General features: G+C 70.6%; 13 protein-coding genes. 10 read left to right on the top strand and 3 right to left on the bottom strand.

Annotation, left to right across the window (positions count from 1 at the left end; genetic code table 11):
* Positions 1–910, bottom strand: a 910-nt coding sequence (locus tag KUM03_RS11775; protein ID WP_217246986.1) for a hypothetical protein, incomplete at its 3' end; no start/stop codon positions are given.
* A 502-nt stretch (positions 911–1,412) separates the two neighbouring features.
* On the opposite strand from KUM03_RS11775, the gene KUM03_RS11770 reads away from it, so the two are divergent.
* Positions 1,413–2,795 carry a PIN-like domain-containing protein gene (locus tag KUM03_RS11770; protein ID WP_217246985.1) on the top strand — a complete coding sequence of 461 codons (1,383 nt, stop codon included), beginning with the start codon at positions 1,413–1,415 and terminating at the stop codon, positions 2,793–2,795.
* A 45-nt stretch (positions 2,796–2,840) separates the two neighbouring features.
* Here the strand turns inward: KUM03_RS11770 and KUM03_RS11765 are convergent, their stop codons facing one another.
* Positions 2,841–3,218: a MerR family transcriptional regulator gene (locus KUM03_RS11765; protein WP_217246984.1), complete on the bottom strand. Its 378-nt coding sequence runs from the start codon at positions 3,216–3,218 to the stop codon at positions 2,841–2,843.
* Positions 3,219–3,293: 75 nt separating this feature from the next.
* On the opposite strand from KUM03_RS11765, the gene KUM03_RS11760 reads away from it, so the two are divergent.
* From KUM03_RS11760 to KUM03_RS11750, 3 genes are all read left to right on the top strand, one after another.
* Positions 3,294–4,022, top strand: a complete 729-nt coding sequence (locus KUM03_RS11760; RefSeq protein ID WP_217246983.1) for an SDR family oxidoreductase — start codon at positions 3,294–3,296, stop codon at positions 4,020–4,022.
* A gap of 282 nt (positions 4,023–4,304) precedes the next feature.
* On the top strand, positions 4,305–5,147 hold the full coding sequence (locus KUM03_RS11755; RefSeq protein ID WP_217246982.1) for a hypothetical protein: 843 nt from the start codon (positions 4,305–4,307) through the stop codon (positions 5,145–5,147).
* A 189-nt stretch (positions 5,148–5,336) separates the two neighbouring features.
* Positions 5,337–6,113, top strand: a complete 777-nt coding sequence (locus KUM03_RS11750) for a hypothetical protein (protein WP_217246981.1) — start codon at positions 5,337–5,339, stop codon at positions 6,111–6,113.
* A gap of 105 nt (positions 6,114–6,218) precedes the next feature.
* On the opposite strand, the gene KUM03_RS11745 is transcribed toward KUM03_RS11750, so the two are convergent.
* Entirely contained in the window at positions 6,219–7,514 is a 1,296-nt protein-coding gene (locus tag KUM03_RS11745) for a helix-turn-helix domain-containing protein (protein ID WP_217246980.1), read from the bottom strand.
* Between the two features lie 184 nt (positions 7,515–7,698).
* Here KUM03_RS11745 and KUM03_RS11740 point away from each other — a divergent pair, with 184 nt between their 5' ends.
* The 6 genes from KUM03_RS11740 to KUM03_RS38860 all read left to right on the top strand — a co-directional run bounded on the left by KUM03_RS11740 (position 7,699) and on the right by KUM03_RS38860 (position 26,055).
* Positions 7,699–8,163 carry a hypothetical protein gene (locus KUM03_RS11740; protein WP_217246979.1) on the top strand — a complete coding sequence of 155 codons (465 nt, stop codon included), beginning with the start codon at positions 7,699–7,701 and terminating at the stop codon, positions 8,161–8,163.
* Between the two features lie 104 nt (positions 8,164–8,267).
* Positions 8,268–8,975 (top strand): class I SAM-dependent methyltransferase, encoded by a 708-nt coding sequence (locus KUM03_RS11735; RefSeq protein ID WP_217246978.1) that lies wholly within the window; start codon positions 8,268–8,270, stop codon positions 8,973–8,975.
* A 262-nt stretch (positions 8,976–9,237) separates the two neighbouring features.
* Positions 9,238–10,473, top strand: a complete 1,236-nt coding sequence (locus KUM03_RS11730) for a serine/threonine-protein kinase (protein ID WP_217246977.1) — start codon at positions 9,238–9,240, stop codon at positions 10,471–10,473.
* 119 nt (positions 10,474–10,592) lie between these two features.
* Complete coding sequence (locus KUM03_RS11725; RefSeq protein ID WP_308406302.1) at positions 10,593–13,730, top strand: DEAD/DEAH box helicase; 3,138 nt, start codon at positions 10,593–10,595, stop codon at positions 13,728–13,730.
* Positions 13,727–19,252: a hypothetical protein gene (locus KUM03_RS11720; RefSeq protein WP_217246976.1), complete on the top strand. Its 5,526-nt coding sequence runs from the start codon at positions 13,727–13,729 to the stop codon at positions 19,250–19,252. Before KUM03_RS11725 ends, KUM03_RS11720 begins: the two co-directional genes overlap by 4 nt.
* On the top strand, positions 19,249–26,055 hold the full coding sequence (locus KUM03_RS38860; RefSeq protein ID WP_217246975.1) for a DEAD/DEAH box helicase: 6,807 nt from the start codon (positions 19,249–19,251) through the stop codon (positions 26,053–26,055). Before KUM03_RS11720 ends, KUM03_RS38860 begins: the two co-directional genes overlap by 4 nt.
* Positions 26,056–26,147 lie beyond the last annotated feature (92 nt).

Genomic DNA, 26,147 nt, shown 5'->3' with positions numbered 1-26,147 from the left:
CGTCGTCCGTCACCAGGTGGATGCTGCACTCCGTCACGCTGTCGCCCGGCGGGATCATCCGGGCGACCCAGTCGGAGGGACAGCCGGGGATCCTCGTGTCGAGGCCGAAGGGGGTCTTCCCCTGTATCTGCCGGCCGCCCTCGGTGAGCAGGCGGACGCGGTCGGCTTGGTCGGCGTAGAGGTCTTCCGGCCCGGGGTTGGTGTACGTGACCGACACGTAGTACGGGACACCGCGTCGCTCGTTCTCGTTGAGGTCGAGGTCCAGTCCCGCGAGGTCGGCCGCGCTGCCCCGGCGTACGGAAACCAGCGTCGCGGGCAGTTCGAGGACGCCGTCCTCGCGGTCGTTCCACCGGACGCGGACGATGTCGCCCGGCTCCGCCAGCTCTGCGGACGCCGCCTTCAGGCCGCCCTCGACAGGCCAGGTGGCGACCGCCCCGCCCTCATCGAGGTAGCCGTCGGCGATGTGCGACAGCGACAGCACGCCGACCCCCTCGGGCAGCGCGTAGGTCACGCAGGTGTCGTACGAGTCGCCGGGCGGCAGCGTCTCCGGCGCGGTGTCCGCGCAGGGCAGGTCGCTCCCGTCCGGCCTGCCGCCGCTCAGGTAGACCTCCTCCCCACGCTCCCAGTCGGTGCCGTTCAGCGCGAAGTTGCTGTCCACCATGTAGGCGTCGGGGAGCTTCCTCGGGCCGGTGTTGGTGACCTCGAAGGTGAGGTAGTGGGGAACCATGCCCTTCAGCTCTTCGTCCACGCGCGCCCCCCGCATGTCCTCCTGCGAACCCCGGACCAGGCTCTTGACCGTGACCCTGACCTTGTACGACCGGTCGTCGGTGTCCGTGTGGACGACATCCCGTGCGCCGGTCCGCACCGGCAGGTCCGTCCAGGACGCAGGCCTCTTTGCGGCCTGCTCCACGCCCCCGCCCGCGTCCTGTTCTCCTGTGCACCCGGCGAGGAGGGGTATCGTGGCCGCGCTTGTGGCGGCCCTCTTGAGGTAGCTGGACAGGCGCATGATTCCCTTGCCGCACGATGTGATCCGGAGCCGCCGGAGGGCTGGCGCATCGTAGGCGTCACAGCGGGGGCGGAGACGGCGATCCTATACGAGTCACAGAGAAACCCCAGGTCAGCCCCCTGCGTGAGGGACGGCGAGTGGCAGGAAGACTCAGTAGGCGGACACCGTGACCGCCAGGAACACCGCCCAAGCCCACGCCATCACACCTGGTTGCCGCCCCCACCCGGGCCGCAGCGCTGACCAGCGCGACTTCGTGTCGGATGCAATGGGCGGCAGATGGACACTGGTGTCAGCTCGTGCGCCTGAAGCGTTCAGCACAATGAGGGCTCGATCCGGCCCTAGACTTTCCCCCGCGCACCCAGCCGGGGAGGGCTGATGCGCTTGACGATCCCGGGGGAGCGTTTTCATGGCAGCATCGCACACCACGTCCGACCAGCCGCAAGTCCGGGGCGTCTTCGACTGCGACGCGGCCCATCGCAGCCCACTCCGCTCCGACTACAAGCGGATCTTCGATTCCGGTCTGATCGTGCTCGACACCAATGTGCTGCTCAACCTCTACCGCTCGAACGAGAGCACCCGCCGGGACACTCTTGCCGCCCTCGCCAGGCTCCGCGAGCGCCTGTGGATTCCACACCAGGTGCTCACGGAGTTCTGGCGTAACCGCGAGTCGCCGACCGTACGCCATCACCACGCGACCAAGGCCAATGAGGCGAGCGCCGCGCTCGACAAGGCGGTCAACGCCGCCCGGACAGCCGTGACCACCTGGCTGACCGCCGTCCAGCTCAAGGACAACGAAGAGGCTGTGGAGCGGACTGACGGAGATCTGGCCGAGCTCGCCGAAGCAGCCGGCAGCCTCAAGAAGTTCATCCGGGCGCAGGCCGAGTGCGACGCACTCAAGGAGACTGCCACCACTCACACTGACCCGGTGCTCAACGCCCTCGAACCGCTTCTGCACGGCCGGGTCGGCGAGCCCCTGTCGTCGGACGATTACGACAGGGCCGTGAAAGAGGCGCAGGAGCGCGCCGACGAGGGGATACCGCCGGGGCACGAGGACTTCCGCACCAAGGAACCCGAGCTGGCTGCCGGTGACTACCTCGTGTGGGTCCAGCTCATGGAGGAGGCCCGACATCGCGGGTGCGACGTTCTGCTGGTCACGGGGGACGTGAAGAAGGACTGGTGGACCAACCGCGGATACGACATCCCGCCCCGCCCCCGTGCCGAACTCCTTCAGGAACTGCGGGAGCAGGCCGGCGTGGAACTTTACATGCTCACTCCAAGCGAGTTGCTCCGCTGGGCCAAGGAACTCCTCGACCTGAATGTGGACGAGGGCTCCGTGCGCGACTTGGAGCAACTGGGCGAGGCATCGGCCGACAAGGACTCCGAAGGCGAAGCCTGGACGGCGGATTCGCTGGCGGCGTTCATGGACGAGCTGATGAGGCGCTATCCATCCCGAGTCAAAGCAATCGTTGCGGCTGCGGCGAACGGCGGGTTCGTGGACCGGGAGACGGTCTACGAGCTTGCCGGCTACGACGAGACACGCAGACTTCGCGGCTTCACCCAACCGATCGGCACCCTGTCGAGAGATCTACAGGCGATAGGCGTGCTGACAGGAGGGGAGCCTTTCCTGCTCACCACCGTCTACGGCCACGCCATCGATCCTTCCTGGGCGAAGGGGTTTCGCATTCCGAGCGGGGTGATTCCCCTGCTCCGGAGCAAGTACGAGGGAAGCGACCTGTGGCAGCCCCGAGACGGCGCGGAAGCGGGGAGCGAACCTTCCGACAAGGGCTGATACTCCAGCCGTACATCGCTGTTGCGCGGTCCGAAGCCATCGCGCCTACGGGTGCGTGTCCGTGATCGCGATGATCTCGTCGAGGCGGTCCAGGGCGGCCTGCAGGTCGTCGACCTTGGCCTGGATGCGGTCGCGCTCGGCGCGCAGCATGGCTCGTTGCTCGGCGTCGGTGTGCCCGGAGTCCCAGCATGGAAGGAGTTCCGTGATCCTTCGACTGGTCAGACCGGCGGCGTACATCTGCTGGAAGAAGCGCACCAGGGCGACGGTGTCCTGCCGGTAGAGGCGCTGTCCGGAGGGGCTGCGCTCCGCGACGAGCAGCCCCTGCTGCTCGTAGTAGCGCACGGCGCGTACCGAGACACCGGCGCCCCGCGCCACCTCGCCGATGCGGATCAGCCGCTCGGCCGCAGCCTCCGTGACGATCATGGTGATTCCTCTCGTCCCGGTCCTGACGGCCAGCACTTGCCTCTGACGTCAGCGTCAGATTTTAGCGTACCGGGCATGGACATCAACAACTCCGTCGCCCTTGTCACCGGAGCCAACCGCGGCCTGGGCCGCGCCTTCGCCCAGCGCCTGCTCGAACGGGGCGCCCACAAGGTCTACGCGACGGCCCGCCGACCGGAGACCGTGGGCCTGCCCGGGGTCGAGGTGCTGCCCCTCGACATCGCCGATCCGGCATCCGTGAGGGCCGCCGCCGAGGCCGCCCCGGACGTCTCGCTACTCATCAACAACGCTGGGATCCAGACGGGGACCGATCTGGTGACCGGTTCGCTGGACGCAGTGCGGCACGAGCTGGAGACCAACATGTTCGGCCACCTGGGAATGGTCCGGGAGTTCGCGCCGGCGCTCGCCAGGAACGGCGGGGGCGCGATCGTCAACGTGCTCTCCGCCATGTCGTGGTTCGGGGGCGCGGGCGCCAATGCCTACCACCTGACCAAGGCCGCCGCCTGGGCCATGACCAACGGCGTCCGCCTGGAGCTCGCCGAGCAGGGCACGCTCGTCACAGCGGTACACCTCGGCCTGGCCGACACCGACATGGCGGCGGGCTGGCCCGTGAAGAAGATCGCTCCGTCGGACCTGGCCGACGCGGCGCTCGACGGTGTCGAGGCGGGCTCCGCCGAGGTCCTCGCCGACCAATGGAGCCGGGACGTCAAGGCCCGGCTGCCGCTGACGCCGGAAGAGTTCAACGCCGCGATGGACCGCGCCCTGGCGGCGCTGACGGCAGGCTGAGGAGGCCAGGGGCAGCGGCGTGTCCGGGGCTGATAAGGATGTCCTCGGGCCGCGAAGCCTCCGACTCCTGGGTGAGATAACAGCAAGAAGCGAGGAGGACATCCAAGTCCGAGAAGCCTGCTCCGGATAGATCGGGGGTCGTGTGAGGACCTTATCGAACCTGTACGGAACAATCTGGTCCGACACGGACCGAGATGAGACCTGCAGCTGGCAAGGGTGGGCTGGCTTTGGCTTCTTGCTGTTATCTGGAATGGTGGGAGTGGATTCCGTAGGCTGTCGGACATGCCGAACCCGTGCACCGCCGATGCCCTCGCCGCGATCCACGCTTTCGCCAAGGCCCAGCAGGACGCCGGGTACGCCCTCGACACCGTACGGCTGCGCGGCACGCTCCTCACCGAGTACCTGGAACACGTCCTCCACGAGGAGAAGGTCCCTTCCCTCACCGCCGAAGAACTCCTCCAGCCCGAGCGAGCGGCCTCCTGGCTCGACGCAGCAGGCGCCGGCGCGACCCGCCGGCGCAACACCCTCACCGGCCCGGCCGCCGCCGCGGCGCACGACTCCCAGCGCGCACGCGTCCAGACGTACAACGCCTTCGCCGGCCACCTCGGGCTGTCGCTGACCCTGCCCTACCCGGCGTCCGGGCACGGCGACCGACTGGAACCCGAGCAGGCCCACACGCTCCTGCGCACCCTCGCCGTGAAGCGGCCCACCGGCGCCAACGCCGCCACCGCCATCCGCACCGCCGCAGTGGCCGCCCTCGTCGCCGCCACCGGCCGCACCGTCCCGCAACTCCACAGGCTGAACGTCTCCGACGTCGACCTGGAGCGCCGCCCCGTCCCCGTCGTCACGGTCGACGACTCCGAGCACCTGCTCGACAAGCACACCGTGCAGATCTTGCGCCGCTGGCTCGATGTCCGCGCCGGAATCACCAAGGCCCTGGAGGGCAGCGACCCGGGCTTCCTGTGGATCCCGACGAAGCCCGGCCGGGAACGCGCCGGCGTCCAACCGCCGAAGCCCGGTCTGACCAGAGCCGCCGTGCGCACCCTTCACTCCGCACACCGCAACCTCGTCCTGCAGGTCGTCGGCGTCCCCCTGCGCCCTTACGCGCTCCTTCCCCGCTCCTGACGGCGTCGTTCACCAGCTTGCATGGGCACGTGGCCCGCCGGTAGGAACTGATGAGTCTGGACTTGCCGTTTCCTACTGCTGGGCTCTGTCGTTGACTGATCGTATGAACCGACAGATCGACAGAAGGGGCTGGCGTGCGACAGGAGAGGCCCACCTCCGGCCAGGGGACTGATGGTGCACCGTGAGCCGATGGGCTACGACCTGTTCGGGGACCCGTACTTCGAAGACGACGTTGCGGTACCGGAGCCCGAGCAGCTGCGCGAGTTCACACCTCAGACGCTGCCCACGCACTTTCGTACGTGGCAGCAGATCCGGGCCGTTGGCCTGGAGCCGGTAGGTTCGCCTGTCGGGCTGCTGTCCTGGACACCGTCGGGTGCCTGCGCTCCTAAGACCGCCAAGGTCTACGACATCTCCAAAGCCAGAGAGGCCGGCCCCCGCGAACCTGACCTGCTCGAGCTCTGCGAGGAAGCCGAAGAGCAGGAACCGTCGGCCGCATCTGGCGGAGTCGGACGAGTGCATCCGGTGATCAGTCAGGGTGTCCTGGCCTTGGCCGCGTGGTCCGAGTGGGTGCCGTTGGTCGGCGCTGAGGTGCCGCGATTGCCAGGCGTCTACCTGGCCAGGCGGGGCCAGAACGGTCCGATTGTCTACGTGGGCATGTCGGGTGAGCGCCAGGGCGAGGGGCTGCGGGGCCGGATACGGCGGTACACCAGTGGAAAGGCGTTGGCCTCTGGGCTGGGCGAGGCGGTCTTCGACCGGGCGCTGGCCGACTCGGATTGGTTGCGCGAGCGCCTTGCGGAAGTCGAGAGCGGTCAGCCGATGCGGGCGACCGGCTGGGGCAAGGCTGCCTTGACGTGGGCGGACCTGTATGTCTGCTGGGCTGTCACCGCAGACAGTGAGACTGCCCGCGTCCTGGAGGAACGGGTTCTGGCGTTGGAGAGCGTCGACTGGTGGAATCGCGCCCGCTGACTGTCCGGACCAACAGGCAGCCAGGATCACGCACCTTCTCCCTGCTCGACTGCCGTGAGCGGCTCTCCCACTGCCCCTCCATCCGGCCTGTCACGGTCCCGGCAGTCAGCCGGCCGACAGCACGGCCACGTGGAGTTCGCGCACGCCTGTGGTGCGCGGGTGCCGCTCGGCCAGCTCGGTCACGATGCTGCGGATGGCGGGCCGGTCCCGGACCTCTCCGGGACTCGCCCGATGAGCGTCCAGCAAGGCGCGGGCGGTCTGCTCGGGCCGGTTCCACGCCCACCAGGCCCGCGCCATGTCCGTGCCCAACCGCGCCTTGCGCTCAGCGGTCGGGAACTGATCGGGGCGCAGATCCTTGCCCGCCTCCAGCGCGGCGCCGGCGTCGCCCAGCGCCCAGTGCACACCGACCGCGTACAGGTCGACAGCGGCCCGGCTGATGGGAAACAGACGGCCCGGCGGGGGCGGCCCGGGAAGACGGCGGGCGGACCGGCGGGCCTCCTCCACCATCGCCAGCGCCTCGGCGCGCTGGCCGCCCCGTGCGGCCGTGTACGCCAGCGTGCACAGCATCTGCGCGTACGCGGCCGCCGCAGCGTCCGTGCGCAGACCCGTCGTCTCCACATCGGTCGCCGCCGAGGTCATCAGGCGCTGGGCTTCGCCGTGGCGGTCCTGGTGGCGGAGCACGATCGCCAGCTCCCGGGCGGCGGCCGCCGCAGCGAGCGGGGAGCCGGACACCTCAGCCCAGGTACGGGCACGGTCCGCGGTGAGCCGTGCCCTCTCGTACGAGCCGATCTTGCTGAGGACCGAGGAGGTCAGCGTGTAGACGGAGGACAACCGAGCCTGGTCGAGGTCCTTGCGGGAGGCGGCGGCCCGGTGCCCGTCCGCGATGAGGCCCGGCAGCACGGCCAGGAGCCGGCCGTGCACGCCCTTGTCGTACAGCTCCCGGGCGGCTGCCAGGCGGCCGTCCAGGGGTCCCAGGCCGGTCGTGGGAGTCGGGGTGGCGGCGAGAGCTTCGTCCAACCCCATGAGCAGGGCGGCCGGTCCGGCGGCTGCCGTGGCGGTGAGCAGCGTGCGGCGGCGCATGGGGTCCTCCTCGGCGTCACGCGGGCTGGCCGTCACTCTAGTGCCGGCCGGTGCTGGCGTGGACGGTGGCGCCAGAGATGTCATCAGGATGTGTCGGGGCACGCCCACCTCGGCCGCCGCCAGGTGCACGAGCCCCAAGTCGATGACACGTGCACGGCGTTCCAGGCGGGACAGCGTTGCCGCTGAACAGCCGATCCGCTCACCGAGGTCGGCCAGTGTCCAGGAGCGATGCTCGCGCCCGAGCCGGATCAGGGCGCCGGGGCGTCGCTGCTCGGACAACTGGCGTGCCGTCGTGCTGTTCCAGAGCGGGTCTACGGGCACCGGCCCTCCCACGCCGCACTACCGGGGGCGTCCCACGGTAAAGGCGCCGCCGACCGGCGTCGAGACCGCTTGCACACCGTGCAAAGGGCTTGCACCGCACGGTAGATGACCACCGTGCGGCCAGTCGGCGCGGTGTGCTGGGTGCGTCGCCCCGGCCAGCGGGGCACCGTCCATCGGAGGCATCATGGCAACCGCCGCCGAACTCCCCGTGTCCATCGACCCGACGACCGCCACCGCCCGACCCGCCCGTGAGGTCGTGCCGGCCGCTCTGTGGAACAAACAGGTCGGCCTCATCATGCGGGACTACCCGTACGACTCCGTCATGGCGGCCCGGGTCCTCGACCAGGGCTACGCCTACCTGCTGACCGCGATGCGGCACCGAGGCGAAGGGCTCGGGCTCGCCCCGAGCACGCTCGTCGACGTCGGCGTCCACGCCGTCATCCTCGACACCGTCAGCTACTTCGAGCTGTGCGAGCGCTTCAACGGCGGGCACTACCTCCACCACGTCCCGGAGGTCGACTTCAAGGACGACGGGTCGGTGCTGAGGACGGCGGACCTGATCACCGCCGACGGCTGGCAGGTCGACCTCCCCTTGTGGGCGGACGCCGCCAAGTGCGGCCCCTGCCACCCGGGCAACGACTCGCACTGACCTCTCGTACGTGCCCCACGGGCCCGGCCTGGCTGCCGGGCCCGTGGGGCATCGTCGGGTGAAATTCCCTCGAACCGGCCCGCCCGGCGGCGCCGCCCGCCACGATGGGCGGGGTGATCCCCACCGCAGACCTCTGGCACCACTACGGCCGCACCCGTCACGCCACCGACCGCACCGTGCCCGCCCACTTCTTCTGGAGCTGGGGCCAGGACAGCGGCCCGGGAGCCGAAGTCCTCGGCGACATCACCGGCCGCAGCGTCGGCGACCTCGGCGCCGGCGCGGCCCGGCACGCCGCCCACCTGGCCGTCCACCACCTGCCGGCCCGCATCACCGCCGTCGACGCCTCGCCCGCCCAGCACGCGATGGCCGACGACCTGTACAGGCACCTCGCCTCCCGGCTGCGCCTGGTCCGCTCCGACGTGATCCGGCACCTGCACGCGGTGGCCGACACCTACGACGCGCTCTACAGCGTCTTCGGAGCCGTCGACTTCGCCGAGCCGCGCGAGCTGCTGCCGGCAGCCGCCAGTGCCCTGCGCCCGGGTGGCCGCCTCGTGTTCTCGACCCTCGCCCACCATCTCGACGGTGAACCCGCCCACCCTGACGTGCAGCCCACCGAGATCGGCGCGAGGACCTCGGACGGAGCGGCAGCCACCATGCACCGCTGGGTCCTCCAGGAACAGGTGTGGACCAAGCTGCTCGACGAGGCCGGCTTCACCCGGGTCAGCACTGAGACCCTGCCCGGCGGGGCCGGACCGCGCGCCGCTGACACGCTTCTGATGACCGCGTTCCGCACCGGCCGGCCCGCCGAGTGACGCACTCCGGCCGCGTGTGACGGTTACGACCCCGCCCGGGTGACCGGGCGCCCCGTCCACGACGCTCCACCTCCCGGGCCGGCTCCACCCCTAGCGCCACCATCGGAATCCCCGGTTTTCGCCACCGGCGACCGGCGAGGACCTTTTCGCCTGGTGAAGGACAGAACGGGGGCTCCCGCCGGTTCCGCCCTGGGACTAGGGTGTAGGTCTGGTGAAGGCCGCTCGGGGGGACGCGCGGTGGGCGAGAGGATGCGCACGGTTCATGGACGGGGTGCCCGGGCAGATCGGCCGGTACGTGGTCGAGCGGGAGCTGGGCTCGGGGGGAATGGGTGAGGTCTATCTGGCCTTCTCGCCCGCCGGCGATCCGGTCGCGGTGAAGCTGATCCGTCCGGACCGGCTGGACCCGGTCACCCGTGCGCGCTTCGAGAAGGAAGCGCTCATCGCCAGGACGGTCGTGGGAACGAACCGGGTCGCCCGTTTCCTGGACGCCGACCCCTACGCGGAACGACCGTGGCTGGCCATGGAGTACGTGCCGGGCAGGACGCTGCTGTCGTACGTGGACGGGAACGGTCCGCTGCCCGCTCCCCTGGTGGCGAGCCTCGGCGCCCTGCTGGCGGAAGGGCTGCAGGCCGTGCACGCGGTGGGGCTGCTTCACCGGGACCTGAAGCCGCAGAACGTCATGCTCGGGGCGTACGGCCCCATCCTGATCGACTTCGGCCTCGGAGCGTTCCTCGACACCGCCAAGGACACGCTGTCCCACAGCGGGATGATCATCGGTACGGTGCGCTGCATGCCTCCCGAGCAGGCGCTGGGGCGGACGAAGGTCAAGGAGTCCGCCGACGTATACGGACTCGGCACGGTCCTGCTGTACGCGGCCACGGGGCGCTACCCCTACGACGGTGCGCGCTGGGAGGCGATCGTCGCGCAGGTCGCCAACGCCGACCAGGCCCCGGACCTGAGCGGCCTCCCCGAGGCACTGGACCCGCTGATCGGCTCGATGCTGGCCCACGACCCGGCCGACCGGCCCTCCCTCGACGCGGTGATGGCCGGATGCACAGGTGTGCTGGCTGCGGCGGGGCTCTCCCCCATGTCCGCCCGGCACGCCCTGATCGACGCCACCGCGACGGACGAGAAGGGACCGGCTCCCGGGAACGAACCGTCGTCGGCGGCGTGGAGGCGGATCGCCGAGCAGGCGGTCGCACTCGACGAGGACGAGCCGGACAGCCCTCTGGACGGTCCTCCACCGGCCGCACCGGGACCGGACGCGGAAGGAACGGGCGCGGAGGGCGCGGAAGGCACCGCCGAGACCACAGAGGGCTCCGATGACGCCGGGGCCGAGAACGTGCCCGGCTCGTCGGCGGAGGACACGGCACCTCCCGCACCCGTACCCGGGGACAAGGCCTCCGTACCCGTGCCCCGGAAGCCGGGGCGGCCGCCCGCGTCGTTGCGCGTGGCCGAGGACCTGCGGAGCCGGTACGCGGCGCAGCCCGGACTCTGAGCCGCGCCTCCGATGGCGCCGCGGGGCGGTGTCTGTGGCAGGCGGTAGGTGCAGGCAGCATTGAGATCGATACGTACGAACCGTGCACGACGGCGGTTCAGGAGAAGCAGGGGCGGTAAGTGGAGCAGCAGGTGACCACCGGTACGGGGGCGGCCGGTGACGGCCAGGGCGTGCTCGACATGGCGAGCGAGGACGGGCTCGCCCTCGACGCGTCGGGCAACGTGGCACGGCCGGCCGGCGGGGCGGTCTCCTACGCGCCCGGGGCCCAGGTCCGCATCCGCGACGAGCAGTGGCTCGTCCGGAAGGTCGCGCCCACGGCGCGGGACGGCTGGATGGTGGAGGTCACCGGCGTCTCGTCCTTCGTGCGGGGCACCGACGCCGTCTTCTACAGCCTGCTCGACGACATCCAGGTGCTCGACCCGCGCAAGACCGAACTGGTCCCCGACGGCTCCCCCAACCACCGCAAGGCCCGCCTCTACCTGGAGGCGGTGATCCGCAAGACGGCGCTGCCCCAGACCGAGCACGGACTCGCGCTGGCCGACGGCTTCCTTATGGACAAGCAGACCCACCAGCTGCGGCCGGCCGAGCTCGCCCTCTCCATGAAGAACCCGCAGCCGCGGCTGCTCATCGCCGACGTGGTGGGGCTCGGCAAGACGCTGGAGATCGGCATCCTGCTGGCCGAGCTGATCCGGCGCGGGCGGGGCGAGCGGATCCTCGTGGTCACGCCGGCGCACGTCCTGGAGCAGTTCCAGCGCGAACTGTGGACCCGGTTCTCGATCCCGCTCGTCAGGCTCGACTCCACGGGCATCCAGCGCATCCAGCAGGACATCCCCGCAGGCCGGAACCCCTTCGCCTACTTCAAGCGGGCGATCATCTCCGTGGACACGCTCAAGAGCGACGTGTACGCCCACCACCTGGACTCCACCGAGTGGGACGCCGTCGTCATCGACGAGTCGCACAACCTGGTCAACCGCGGCACGAAGAACAACGATCTCGCCCGTCTGCTGGCCCGCCGCACCGACGCGCTGATCCTCGCCTCGGCGACTCCGCACAACGGCGACGCCGGATCGTTCGCCGAGCTGATCAGGATGCTGGACGAGGCCGCGATCGCGAACCCGTCGGCCTACGACGTGAAGGACCTCGACCACCTCTACATCCGGCGCACCAAGACGGACAAGGAGGTGCGCGACTCCCTCAAGGGCGTGTGGGCCGACCGCGGTCCGTCCGAGCCGGTCCCCGCGCAGGCCACCGCGAAGGAGCGCGCGGTCTTCGAGGAGCTGGCCGCCCGCTGGATCCCGCGCGATCCGGCCGTCTCCTCGGTGTGCGCCGACCCGCTCGCCGCCTACAACTTCTTCAAGGCCTTCCTCTCCTCGCACAAGGCGCTCCAGAAGTCGCTGGAGGCACGGCGCCGCTACCTGGCCGGACCCGCGAAGGGGAGGAAGGGCGAGGACCCGGCCGCCCGCGAGGCCGCGCTCAAGGTCGAGCGCGAGGCGATCGTGGAGTTGGAGCGGCTGGCCGGCGAACTCGGTGACGAGGACTCCGCGAAGCTGGACGCGCTGGTCGAGCAACTGGAGAAGATCGGTGTCGGCCCGGGGTCGGACACCCGCGTCGTCGTCTTCTCCGAGCGCATCCCCACGCTGACCTGGTTGGCCGAGGCCGTCCCCGCCCGGCTCGGGTTCCAGAAGACCGGTGCCGTCGAGGCGGGCGAGAAGAAGGACCGGCCCTGGCTGGCGTACGGCGGGGCGGTGCAGGTGATGCACGGCGAGGCCACCAACGAGGACGAGCAGAAGCGGATCGTCGAGAAGTTCGGGCTGCGTGACGACCCGGTGCGCATCCTGTTCACGGGCGACGTCGCCTCCGAGGGCGTCAACCTCCACCAGGAGTGCCACCAGCTCATCCACTACGACCTGCCCTGGTCGCTGATCCGTATCGAGCAGCGCAACGGCCGCATCGACCGCTACGGGCAGAAGGACAAGCCGCAGTTCCGCGCCCTGGTGCTCACCAGCGACGTGGAGTGGCGGCGCGTTCCGGAGACCGGGGAGGCCCTGTCGCTCGACGACCGGCTGGTCGGCGCCAAGCTCCTGAAGCGCGAGGAGGAGGCCCACCGGATCGACGGCTCGGCCGAGACGGTCACCGGTCTGTACCGGGCTCAGGAGGAGGAGAACCGGCTGACGCGGGACCTGCTCGCAGGCCGCACCGTGGAGGAGTCCATCAAGCAGTCCAGCGGCGGCTCCTCGTCGCTGCTCAGGAAGATGATGGGCAACATCGGGTCCCGGTCGGCCCAGGACGACGTGGCGTCCGCGACCGTCCCGAGCGTTTTCCGCTCGACCTCCGCCTACTTCGAGGAGGCCCTGCGCCAGATCTGCCCGACGGGACCGGACAACGAGCTGAAACTGCGCCACGAGGACGACGGCACGATCGCGTTCGAGCCGCCGGCCGACCTGCAGTACCGCTTCAAGGCGCTGCCCAAGTCGTACCTGACCGAGCAGCACATCCTGCCCACGGGCAAGGCCCCCGGACGGCTGCGCATCACCTTCGACAAGGGGCTCGGGGAGAAGCGGCTGAAGGCGGCCCGCGAGTCGTCCAAGACCCAGTGGCCCAACGTCAGCTACGTCTCGGACGTGCATCCCGTCCTGGACTGGGTGACCGACAAGGCGCTCGCCTCCCTGCGGCACGACGAGGCTTTCGTCCTCGCCCACCGTCCCGACGCCGCGGCGGCGGCCAAGCTGGACCCGCGCCTGCCGGCGGAGCTGTCCGGGCCGGTCTGTCTCGTGCAGGGCATCCACTCCAACGCCGTGGGCCGCCCCACCGTGGTGGAGTGGATGGCCGTCGTCGGACTGCCCGACGCGCCCCGGGTCGTGCGCATGGACGCCGCCTTCCTCGCCGCGTGCGGTGTCGGGCCGAAGATGCCCGGCCGAGCCGTGTCCGAGGAGGAACGCGAGGTGCTGCAGCGGCTCGTCCCCCGGGCGGTCGACGAGGCCGCGCGCCACCTGCGCGAGCAGGAGGCCGAGTACGCGCGGCGCATCGACGACATGCTCGCCCCGTACGAGAAGCGGGTGACGCGGTGGCAGCAGGACGCCCTGTTCGCCTCGGCCCGCTCGGCGAAGGACCGCAACGACGTGAACCTCACGGCCAGCCGCCGCAAGACCCTCATCAAGTCGCTGAAGACCTCGGGGGCGCCCATGCTGCGCCTGCTCTGCGTCCTGCAGCCCCTGTCCATCGCCGCCACCGCCGCCGCTGGGGAGACCACCCGATGAGCACCGACTTCGACTCCTTCTCCAACCGCGGCGAGTACCTGTCCGCCCACTACTTCGCCGAGCAGCTGGGCCAGGACCTCAAGAAGGGTCTCCTCGCCACCTGGACGGTCCGGGAGAGCGACGAGAAGGACCCGCGTCCCACACCGAGGGAGATGCTGCGCGCCCTGCGCGGCACGTACCTCTCGGAGGCGTACCGCAACTTCTTCGCCGAACGCGCCAAGCTGGACGCCGAGGACGACGCCGACGAGAACAGCGCCGCCGCCGGAGCCCGAGTCAATACCTACAACGACGGCGACTGGCGCGAGCGGCTCAGCGCCTGGCACGACAAGGTACTGGCGGCCCTCGGCTTCGCCGCCGCCCCCGAGCGGCGGCAGCTGACCGTCCACCGCGCCGGGCGCGAGCACACCGTGGCCACGGCCTGGCACGGCGACGGCATCGTGGCCGTCGAGTGTGGCTGGGCCGCCGGCAACGACACGGCCCTGGACGCGGACGGCCCCGGCCGGCTGCAGCACCCGCTGCGGGTGAGCGGCAGCGAGGTCTACGAGAGCGGCCAGTCCCTCGCGACCTGGCTCTTCCAGAGTGAACTGGGCGAGCCGGGTGGGGAGCCGCCCCGTTTCGTGCTGCTGCTGTGCGGCGGCGTGATCGTCCTGGCCGACCGCCAGGTGTGGGGCGAGGGCCGCTTCCTCGCCGCCAACCTGGATGCCGCGCTGGAACGCAATGACCGCAAGCAGGGCGGCGAGCTGGCGACCATCGCCGCCCTGTTCAGCCACGAGCTGCTCGCCCCCGCCGAGGACGGCAAGGGACCGGGCATCGACGCCCTGGTCAAGGCCTCCCGCGACAACGCGGTCGGCGTCTCCGGGGAACTGCGCGAGGGGCTGCAGCGCTCGGTCGAGATCATCGCCAACGAGGTCCTCGCCCGGCTGAAGCAGGCCGGCATCGAGCCCCGGCGGATCGAGGACCCGAAGCTGCCGTTCGCCAAGGAGCTCACCCGCGAGTCGCTGCGCTACCTCTACCGCATCCTGTTCCTGCTGTACGCCGAGGCCCGACCGGAGCTGGGCATCCTGCCCGCCGATGACGGCACCTACGAGGCCGGGTACTCGGTGGCGCGGCTGCGGGAGCTCGTCGAGCGCGACGAGCGGCTCGTCGAGGAGGAGGCGCGGAACGGCCACCACCTCTTCGCCTCCCTGGACGTCCTGTTCAACAAGGTCAACCGCGGCCACCGTCCCTACGGCACGGAACCCGACGACGACCTGCCGGACGACGACGAGGAGACCCGCAAGCTCAAGGCCAAGCGCCGCAGCGAGGACCGCGGCCTGCGCTTCGAGCCGCTGCGCAGCGAGCTTTTCGAGCCGAAGTCCATCCGTCTCATCGGCCGGGGGGTCCTCGACCCCCGCAGCGACGAGGACACCGACCCGAAGTGGCTGGACCTGCGGCTGCGCAACCACGCCCTGCACGAGGTGCTGCGGCTGCTGACCATGAAGAAGGCCAGGCGGCGCGGGGAGCGCGGCGGCTTCATCTCCTACCGCAACCTCGGCATCAACCAGCTCGGCGCCGTGTACGAGGGCCTGATGTCGTACACCGGCATCATCGCCGAGGAGGAGCTGTGCGAGGTCGCCAAGGGCGGTGACCCGGAGAAGGGCTCCTGGCTGGTGCCCGCGCACCGCCGGAAGGAGTACCCGGAGAAGACCTGGGTCGAATACGACGAACACGACGCGGTGAAGGGGCTGCGCGGGCCGAAGAAGTACGAGGTGGGCGAGTTCGTCTACCGGCTGGCCGGCCGCGACCGCGAGACCTCCGCCTCGTACTACACCCCCGAGTCGCTGACCAAGGTGACCGTCGAGCTGGCGCTCAAGCACCTCCTCGACCAGGAACGCGACGAGAACGGCGAGGTCGTCCGGACGCGGGCGTCCGAGCTTCTGAAGTACAAGATCTGCGAGCCCGCGCTGGGCTCCGGCGCGTTCCTCAACGAGGCGATCAACCAGGTCGCCGAGGAGTACCTGCGCCGCCGCCAGGACGAACTGGGCGTCTCCATGCCTGCCTCGTCCGCGCTGACGGAGAAGCAGAAGGTCAAGGCGTACGTCGCCCTGCACAACGCGTACGGCGTCGACCTCAACGCCACGGGCGTGGAGCTGGCCGAGGTCTCCCTGTGGCTCAACACCATGCACCCCGGGATGCGGGCACCGTGGTTCGGGCTGCACCTGCGCCGAGGAAACTCGCTGATCGGCGGCCGCCGGGCGGTCTACGCGGGCGAGGACGTCGCCTCCCCGTCGAAGGCCTGGCTCGCGGCGAAGAACACGCTCGCTCCGACACCGCTGCCGTTCCTCAAGGACGGCGAGCCGCAGCCGCTGCCCGCCGACGCGGTCCACCAGTTCCTCCTGCCTAGCCCCGGGTGGGCGGCCGTGACCGGCTCCAAGGAGGCCAAGGAACTCGCCAAGGACGAGGTGGCGCGCCTGGCCGCCTGGAAGAAGGGCATCCTCCAGCGGCCGAAGCGCAGCACCGCGCATCTGAACAAGGACGGCACGCCCAAGCTCGACAAGGCGGGCAGGCCGAGGCGTGAGGCACCCTCCCAGTTCACGCGGCTGCGGGACGCGGCCAAGCGGGCGGAGTTCCTGTGGTCGCTCGTCATCAAGCGCATGCGGCTCTCCGAGGCGGCGATCGCCCGCAAGATCGACGTGTGGGGCGCCGAGCCGGGCGACCCCGAGTACGACTTCCTGCGCACGGCGGCGGGCGCGGTGCCGAAGGAACAGGTCATGACCGACCTGTTCGAGGCCACCGAGACGCCGTACTGGCGCCTGAAGAAGGTCATGGACGCGTGGTGCGCGTTGTGGTTCTGGCCGGCGGACAAGGCGTCGCTGCTGGACGGCACGGACGGGGTGTACGACGCCACGGTGCCGGCGGCGGCCTCGGCCGACGCGCTCGGTGACCTGCTGGGAGTGCCGCTGGTCGGCGAGGACGCGACTGGGCGCGGTGAGGGCAGCGAGGGCTCGACGGCGGTGGTCCCGGAGCCGCGCTTCACCGAGCAGACGATGCTGTTCGCGTCGGGGCCGACGCAGGAGACGCTGGTGTCCGCAGCGGCGGAGGACGAGCCGCTCATCGCCCTGCAGGCGGTGGAGGCGAGCGGCCAGTCCAGGCGCGGTGCGCCGAAGCAGTCCAAGCAGCGGACGTGGCGGGACACCATTCCGCTGGTCGAGCTTGACGACTGGCTGGACTTCCTCGAGGCCCTCCTGGGCACCGTCGATCCCGACGAGCAGAACCTGGTCACCGAGTTCGACAACCTGGACGCGCTCAAGGACTTCGAGAAGAACCTCCCCCGCCTGATGGGGATGGACCTCGCGGACCCGGAGACCCGCTTCCCCTGGATGCACACGGTCACCAACATCGCCGAGGAACAGGGGTTCCTGCACTGGGAGCTGGACTTCGCGCTGGTCTTCGCGCAGGGGGGCGGGTTCGATCTGCAGGTGGGTAATCCGCCGTGGGTGCGGCCCCGGTGGAACGAAAGTTCGGTGCTGGCCGAGCACGAGCCGTGGTTCGAACTCACGGAGCGGGCTTCGACGGCGGAGAAGGAGGAGGAGCGGGCCAAGCTTCTGCGGCTGCCGAAGGCACGTGAGTACGTGCTGAACGAGCTGACCAACGTCAGCGGGCAGGTCGCGGTCTTCGGAGCGTCGCAGGTCTATCCGCTGCTGACCGGCACGCAGCCGGACCTGTACCGGGCCTTCATGTGCCAGGTGTGGGCCCACGCGTCGGCGTCGGGAACGACGGGGCTGGTCCACCCTGATACCCACTTCACCGGTGACAAGGAAGGTGCGCTGCGGGAAGCCGCTTACCGGAGGCTTCGCATTCACGGTGACTTCGTCAACTCGGGGCAGAAGTTCTTCCCGAGGCCGGTGGGCGACACCGCGCACTTCGGTGTGCACGTGTATGGCCGCCCGCAGGAGATCGGGTTCGACCACTTGTCCTGGCTGGTGTCGGCAGACGCCTTGCGCTTCTCTGCCGAGCATGACGGCAGCGGTGACGTGCCCGGCATCCGTTACCGCAACGGCGAGTTCGACGAGCGTCCACACCGGTCGCGGGTTGTCCGCGTAGATACGTCCCAGCTGGCTGTCTGGCAACGTCTACTGGACGAAGAAGGCGGGCCGGTCGAACGGGCACGGCTGCTGTTTCCCGTGAGCACGGCGGAGGCCAGCGCGATCGGTGCGCTGGCGGATTACCCACTTCGGTTGCGTGCACTCGAGCCGCAGATGACACGTGGTTATGATGAGAGTGGGGCCAAGAGAGAAAAGCTGATCGACTACAACCGCCCGGACGCTTCCACTGGTCTGGAGTATCAGCCGGACCGCTGGCGGTACGTGATCCTTAAGGGTACGCAGATCAGCGTTGCCACGCCGATCTTCAAGCGCTATGACGCCAACAGCAACGATCCGTACGGTACTGACTTGGTGACGCTTTCATCTGACTTCGTACCCGACACAGAGTACGTGCGAGCGCGGGAGCGGAGTCAGGCGTACCTCAAAGCTCAGGAACGCTGGGTCGATCACCGCATCCTCGAACGTCTTCGCGCAGACGAAAGAGCAATAGAGCGCGCCCGTCAGCGGATTGCGCAATCGGATAACCTCACCCCTGAGGGCGTCGATCCAGACGAAATCGATGCTCTGCTGATCGAGCGGTCAAAGCGGCGATTCGCCGCGTTCTACCGGCTGGCTTGGCGTCGCCAGATCGCACCAAACACCGAGCGTGCACTGTACGCGGCGCTGGTCCCACCCGGGACTGCTCACATCCATGCCATGAACAGTCTGGCGATGCCCGAAAACCGCCACACCGTGCTCGTGGCGGGATTCTGGGCGTCCCTCCCACTCGACTATTTCCTACGAGTCACCGGCCGAAGCGACCTCCTCGGCCGGAGCGCCAAAGCAACTCCCGCTCCGTCTGACGGTGCACACCCTCTTTCCTCCGCCCTCCTTCTCCGCACCCTCCGCCTCAATTGCCTCACCACCGCCTACGCCGACCTCTGGAAGGAGCTCTACGACCCCACCTGGTCCACCCACGAACCCTGGGCCCTCCCCTGGCCCGGCCTGCAGCCCCTCAACGACGTCACCCCCGACTGGCACCGTGACACCCCCCTCCGTACCGAGCGCGCCCGCCGGTCCGCCCTCGTCGAGATCGACGCCCTCGTGGCCGTCTGGCTCGGCATGGACGCCGACGCGCTCATCGCCGCCTACCGGGGTCGCTTCCCCGTGCTGCAGAAGTACGAGGCGGTGACCTGGTTCGACGCCGAGGGATGGAAGCTCGCCGGGAACGCCCGCACGATCGGGCAGCGGCAGGGCAAGGAGACCTGGGGCCAGTTCCAGGCCTATCTCGCCGACCCCGACAACGCCCCCGTCCCCGACGGCTACACCGCCCCCTTCTACAAGGCCGACCGGGAGAAGGAGATGCGCGAGGCGCACGCCTACTTCCAGAAGCGGCTGGACGAGGCCGTCGCCCGGGGTGAGTGGGATCCGGTGAAGCAGGAGGTGCCCGAGCCGTGAGGCCGACGCTTGAGGCGCAGGGGCTCAAGGAGAGCCTGCTGCAGTACCTGTCGACGACGTACGCGCTGACCGACGAGGGCGCCCGGGAGTCGCTGCACCGGTTCCTGGGGGACGAGACGTCCGGGATGTTCCGGGGGCCGTTCCTGCGGATACGGACGCCGTTCACGCGGGCCGACGACTCCTGGAAGGAGCTGCTGGACTGGCGGCGGACGGAGGACTGGACCCCGTACGCCCACCAGGCCAGGGCGTTCGAGCGGCTGTCGTCGGCCGGCGGCCGCGCCCCGCAGCCGACGCTGGTCACGACGGGCACCGGCTCCGGCAAGACGGAGTCGTTCCTCTACCCGGTCCTGGACCACTGCGCGCGCGAGCGCGACGCGGGCCACAACGGCATCAAGGCCGTGTTCCTGTACCCGATGAACGCGCTCGCCACCGACCAGGCGCAGCGCATCAACGATTTGCTGTGCGCGCACGACGCGGACCTCGGCAAACTCCGCGCCGGCCTGTACATCGGCGACCGGGCGGAGACGACGTACGACCGGGTCTACACCCGCCGTTCCGACATGTGGGTGTCGCCGCCGGACATCCTCATCACGAACTACAAGATGCTGGACCTGCTGCTCCAGCGCTCCCAGGACGCCGCGCTGTGGAACGGCGCGGACATCCGGTACGTCGTCGTGGACGAGTTCCACACCTACGACGGCGCCCAGGGCACCGACGTGGCGATGCTGCTGCGGCGCCTGGCCGCCGCCGTCGGGGCGTCGGAGCCGGGGAACCCGCTGGGGCGGATCTGCCCGGTCGCCACGTCCGCGACGCTCGCGTCCGGCACGGACGGGGACGGGGTGCGTCAGCTCCTCGACGTCGCGACCCAAGTCTTCGGAACCGTGTTCACCGAAGGCGCGATCATCGGTGAGGACCGGCAGAGCGTCGACGAGTTCATCCCGCCGGACGACTTCGACCCGGCGCTGCCGGACCCCTCCCCCGACGAGCTGGCGCTGCTGCCCGACCCGTCCCTCCGGAAGGCGGAGTTCGCCGATCTCGTCGAGACGGTGACCGGCACGCGCGACCCGGACCCGTTCCTGCTGGGCCGGAACCTGAAGCGGCAGACACTGACCTCCGCGGTCATGCAGGCGCTGGACGGCGAGGTCCGCACCACCGGTGAAGTGCTCGACCTGATGTGGCGCAGGGGTGCGCGGTCGTGGGGCAAGACGATCACCGAGCGGCCGGAGGTCGCCGCTTCCGCCCTCGCCCGGTTCGTCGCACTGCTGGCCGTCGCCCGCGACCCGGAGTCCACACCAGAGCGGCCGCGGCCCCTGGTGCAGATCGAGGTGCACCAGTGGGCCCGCTCGGTCTCCCGCCTCGTACGCGGGGTGCTGCCGTGGCCGAAGGCGGAGTTCCAGTGGGACGCGGCCGGCACGGCGGACCGGCAGAGCGAGCAGCACGCCCGGACGGCGCCGGTCACCACGGCGACGGCCGGCCAGACCGCGAACCTGTTCCTGCCCGCCGTCTACTGCCGTGACTGCGGTCGTTCGGGCTGGGCGGTGTTCTCCCCGGAGACGGACGACACCCACGTCCAGGTCGACTCGCACAAGATCCGGCGGGCCTCGGTCAGCCAGGACAAGATGCGGGTGCGCAATCTGATCGCGGCGACGGACGCCGAGGCCCGCGAGGGCTCCGGTGCCGCTCCGATGGCGTCGGCCGGTCGCGGGGCGGACGGCGGGCGAGCGGTCTCCGCGCTCTCCGCCGGCCGGGGCGGGCAGCTGCGCGTCCTGGACGGGCCGAACCGGACGCTGCGGCTGCCCGATCCCGTCAGGGACTACGCGCCCGGAGACGGACAGCCGCGCCCGGCCACCGGTGACTCGGCCTTCGTGCTGGTCAACCTGGGCGAGACGGCGAACACGGCGGCCGAGGAGGACTGGTGCCCGGCATGCGGCTCGCGCAACGCGATCCGCTTCCTCGGTACGGGTGCGGCGGCGCTCGCCGCGGCCTCGGTGACCCAGCTGTTCACGGGAGGTGAGCTGGACGAGGAGCAGGGCGAGGACAAGACGCTGATGTTCAACGACTCGGTGCAGGACGCCGCGCACCGGGCCGGGTTCGTCGCCTCCCGCTCGTACACCTTCTCCCTGCGCGCCCTGTTCAAGAAGCACCTGTCGGAGGAGCGTCCGACCGCGCTCAACGACCTCATCGCGGACGTCGTCGCGGCCACCACCGACCGCAGGACGCTCGCCGCGGTCGTCCCCACCGACCTGCACGACATCCGGGGCGTCCAGCGGCTGCTGTCCGGCCAGGGACGCGGCGGTGACCGCAGGACGTGGAACCTGATCGGTGAGCGCTTCGCGTTCGAGGCGCTGATGGAGTTCGGGTTCCGCTCCCGCAACGGCCGCACCCTGGAGCTGACCCGGACGGCGGCGGCCCAGGTGCGTATCGCGGACGTCGCCGCGGCGGTCGCGCTCGTGAAGGGCGCGCATCTGGCGGAGGAGGGACGGCACGGCGGGCTGCCGCCCGTCGAGCAGGACGACGCCCGCTACCTCGCGTTCCTGCGGATCCTCCTGGAGCGGCTGCGCACCAGGGGCGCGATCGGCCACAAGTGGCTGGACGGCTATCTGAGGGAGGCCGGGACCAGCCGCTACTTCATCTGGGGCAAGCGGCCGGTGGGCATGCGCGCCTTCCCCCGAGGCGTCGCGGCCCCGGTGTTCCTCCTGGACCAGCCCAAGACGAACAGCGAGTTCGACTTCGCGACCGGACGGCTGTCCTGGTACGAACGCTGGGCGCAGCGCTGCCTCGACCTGCCCCGCGAGCAGACGGCCGGCTTCTGGAACAGGCTGCTGCCCGAGCTGGTCACGGCGGGCCTGCTGTCGGTGCGCACCCCGGCCGACGGCAGCCTGCGGGTGTACGGGCTGCAGCCGGGCGCGGTCGACGTGCGGCTGCTCGCCGACGACGTCGTCAACCAGGCGTTCGTGCGCTGCCCGGTCTGCTTCTGGGAGCAGACCGTCCACCCGGAACTGTTGGACCAGTGGCACGGGCAGCCGTGCCTTTCGTACCGCTGCCGCAGGGGCCGGCTGGTCGCCGGGGACCGCCCGGGGGAGCTGGGCGTGCACCACCGGGACCGCAACTACCAGGACGACTACTACCGGCGGCTGTACCGCAAGGCGGGCACTTACCAGGTCGTCACCGCCGAGCACACCGGGATGCTCACCCGGCCGGAGCGGGAGCGGGTCGAGGCGGCGTTCAAGCACGGCACCGGGTTCAAGGACCCCAACGTGCTGTCGTGCACGCCCACCCTGGAGATGGGTATCGACATCGGCGACCTGTCCGCCGTCGTGCTGGCCGCGCTGCCGCGCAGGCCCGCCAACTACGCCCAGCAGGTGGGGCGGGCCGGTCGGCGCACCGGCAACGCGTTCCTGCTGACGATCCCCGACCGCAGCCGTCGCGACCTGTACTTCCTGGACCAGCCGCGCGAGATGATCGCCGGGCGGATCGTGCCGCCGGGCAGCCATCTGTCGGCGATCGAGATCCTGCGCCGCCAGTACCTGGCCCATCTGCTGGACCTGGCCGCGCGCGGGCGCCTGCCGCGCCCCGACGGCAAGCCCCTGGCCGCGATACCGGCCAGGGTCCCCGAGCTGTTCGGCCCCTCCGGCTACCTCACCGACCTGGTCGAGGCAGCCCTCGCCCACGCCGATCAGCTGGTCGACGGGTTCCTGGACCTGTTCCCCGCAGGGGTGAGCGACCGGGCCCGGACCGAACTGCGCGCGTACGCCACCCGCGGGCTGCGCAGTGCGGCGGAGGAGGCCGAACGCCAGTGGCGGCGCGGCGAGGAGGTGCTGCGCCGCCGGCTGAAGCTGATCGGTGAGGCGCGCGAGGAACTGCACGACAGCGACGACGAGCAGGCCCGGCAGAAGGCCGAGCTGGACGCCGAGCACCGGTCGGTCGGCAAACGGCTACTCTCCCTCGGGCTCACCACCGCCCAGCAGGCCCTGTGCGACCTCGGCCTGCTGCCGAACTACGCGCTCATCGACGCCGTGACCACACTGAACGCCACGCTCTACTGGCCGGAGGGCGTCGACGAGAAGACCGGCCGGGAGACCTACAAGTCCAAGCCGCGCGCGTACGAGCGGCCCCGCCGCTACGCGCTGTCCGAGTTCGCGCCGGGCAACACGTTCTACGTCAACGGCTACAAGCACCAGGTCACCGGCCTGGAGATCGGGACCGCCACCGATCCCGACTGGCGGCTGTGGCGGTTCTGCCAGGAGTGCGGACACGTGCGCACGGAAGACGCCGAGGCCGACCGCTCGCCGTGCCCGCGCTGTGGCAGCGCCCGGATCGCGGACGACGGCTCCTGCCTGCACAAGGTCGTCGAGCCCGCCGTCGTCACCTCCCGGGACAAACGCGAGGACGCCCGGATCAGCGATGACAAGGACGACCGGGAGCAGCGGTACTACACGGTGATCGACGCGGTCGACATCGCGAAGGAGGACATCGAACCGAAGACCTCCTGGCGGCACGAGACCGAGACGTTCGGCGTCGACTTCTGCCGCACGGCCGTCGTCCGGCGGGTGAACGTCGGCCCGATGCGGTTCGACGCGAAGGCCGAGGACGACTTCGCCGGGCACAGCGTGCGGATGGCGCCGTTCCACGTGTGCACGGGCTGCGGCGCGGCGACCGCCGACGGGCGGCCCGTCTTCGACCACGACACCGACGCCCTGGACTCCGCGGCGGCGCGCAACCCGAAGCTGAAGCACCACCAGCCGTGGTGCCCGCTGCGCCGGGGGAAGAACCCGCAGGACGTGGCGCAGGAGCCGGTGCTGCTGGCGCACCAGCTGCGTACCGAGGCGCTGCGGGTGCTGCTGCCCGCCGCCACCGTCCTGGTCGACGAGAAGATCCACTCCTTCCGGGCGGCCCTGCGGCTTGGCGTCGACCAGCACTTCGGCGGTGACCCGCAGCACCTGGACTCGACCCTGGCGCGCATGCCCGACCACGGCACCGGCGAGACACGGCACTTCCTGGTGCTCTTCGACCGTCTGCCGGGCGGCACCGGCTACCTGCACCGGCTCACCGACCCGGCGCACTTCCGGGCGGCGCTCTCCGACGCTCGGCGGGCGCTGCTGACGTGCCCGTGCCGCGACGAGGGACGGCTCGCCTGCCACCGCTGTCTGCACCGCTACACCGAGGAGCGGCACCAGGACACCGTCTCCCGCCTCGAGGCCCTGGGCATCATCAACGACCTGCTGGGCCCGGTCGACCAGGACGGCGGACCGGTGCTCGACGAGGACGGGCGGCCCGTCGACCTGTGGAAGGTCGCCCAGCTGCCCAGCACGGACCTGATCGGCCTGGACAAGCAGGTCGAGTCCGACCTGGAGGCCCGGTTCCTGGCCGCCCTGCGCACCTGGACCGGCCAGGAGCGGGACGCCGTCCTGGAGGAGAGCAGCACGGCCAGCGGCTACCTGCGCTTCGGCCAGGGCACCAACTGGCGGCTCACCGCGCAGCGGGACATGGAGTACACCCGGACCGACTTCACCTTCGAGTCCACGGACGGCCCCAAGGAGTACGTCACCGTCTACCTCGACGGCCACCGCTACCACGCCACCCGCGCACACAACCGCATCGCCGCGGACTGCGAGAAGCGCAACCGGCTGCGGGACAGGAACCACGTCGTCTTCCAGCTCACCTGGGACGACCTGGAACTGTTCGAGAAGGGCGAGGCGGCAAGGGCCGAGCCGGTCTGGCCGCCGTACCCGCGCAGCGCGCAGGACGCGGCCAAGGACTGGTACGAGGAGATGGGCGGCGCACGCGCCGACTTCGCACAGGCCGTGTTCGCCAACCCCGTCGAGGCGCTCCTCGCCTACTTGCGCGACCCGGCCAAGGAGCGGTGGGGACGCCGCGCCAGGGCCCTGGTGGCCGGCCTCATGGCCGAGCCCGCACCCCTGGCCATGCAGGCGGACCGTGCCCAGGCGCGGCAGGCACTGCGGTCGGCGCTCGACGCATACGGCGCGGGCCTCGAGCCGTCCGGGGAACCGGTCCCGGGCGACGGGCCCGTTCTGGTGCTCCGGGCGAGCGACGCGTACGGACTCCCGCTCCTCTTCACCGTCGACATGAGCGACGGCGAGGAACCGCACGCGGTGCGGTGGAGCGCGCTGGCCGTGCTGGACGACCGCGACGAGGCCCTGGGAACCGACGCGCACAAGCTGCGCTGGCGGGCCTGGCTCTACTGGTCGAACCTGCTGCAGTTCCTCGCGTTCGCCGGCGGGGACGGCGTCCAACTGGCCGGCAGCCGCGCGGCCGCCTTCCCGGTCGACGTACTGGCCGTCACCGGCGGCATCGGCGAACTCGACTCCCTCATCGCCGTGCACCGGCCGCGGGAGACACCGCCGGCCGAGGAGGCGGTGGCGCGGGAGGTGCCCCCCACCGGCACGAGCGCGGTCGCCGAGGCGGAGGCCGGTGGTTCGGCGGCCGAGCGGGCCGTCGCCCGGCTGCTGCGCGATGCCGCCTGGGACGAGGAGATCCTGCCCCTCCTCGAGGAGGACGAGCCGGACTCGGCACTCACCCGGCTCGCCCGCGCGCTCGCCGAACACGGCAAGCAGGCCCCCGTCTTCGGCTTCGAACTCGGCGAACGCGGCTGGCCGGCCGACTTCGCCTGGAAGGACTCCGGCGTACGGGTGGCCGTCGTCGCCGTACCGCACGGTGACGACGACGAGGAAGCCCTCCGCCGCGACAAGGCCTACGCCGACGCGGGATGGACGGCCCGTACAGCGGCCGACTGGCTCGACGACCTCGACTCACTCACCGAGAGGCTCCCCGATGCCTCGTGAGCACCGGCACGAACGACTCCCCCGGCCGTGACGACCTCCGCCACTCCTACGACCTCAGCGACTCCCACGGCCTCTACCACTCCTGCGACTCC

It is taken from the genome of Streptomyces sp. AC602_WCS936 (assembly GCF_019049125.1).
In the GTDB taxonomy this organism is placed as follows: domain Bacteria; phylum Actinomycetota; class Actinomycetes; order Streptomycetales; family Streptomycetaceae; genus Streptomyces.
Note: the sequence above shows the minus strand (reverse complement) of the source record. Positions and strands in the feature narration are given on the sequence as shown.